The organism is Paraburkholderia sp. SIMBA_054 (assembly GCF_046534875.1).
Lineage (GTDB): Bacteria > Pseudomonadota > Gammaproteobacteria > Burkholderiales > Burkholderiaceae > Paraburkholderia > Paraburkholderia hospita.
In genome coordinates, this window is record NZ_JAWRXV010001226.1 from 1 (window position 1) to 253 (window position 253).

1 pseudogene is annotated in these 253 nt (G+C 69.6%); it reads right to left on the reverse strand.

What is annotated here, in order from left to right:
* Window positions 1-253, reverse strand: a pseudogene (locus tag SB822_RS59015) (ABC transporter); the annotation flags it as partial.

A 253-nucleotide genomic window follows, 5' to 3' on the forward strand; every position in this document is an offset into this window, starting at 1 on the left:
CGCCTCCAGGCCGAAGCCGACGTCGTGGAGGATCACCGCGTCCTTGCCGTAGCCGGCTTCGACATGGTTCAGCCGGATCAGCGAGAACGGCAGCTTGGCCGGCGGCGCGAACTCGATGCGGAACTCGCGTTCGGCGCGCACCGCCTCGGTGCCGGCCAGCTTGGCCAGGCGCTTCATGCGGCTCTGCGCCTGCGCTGCCTTGCTGGCCTGCGCCTTGAATCGGTCGATGAAGCTCTGCAGGTGGGCGCGCTCG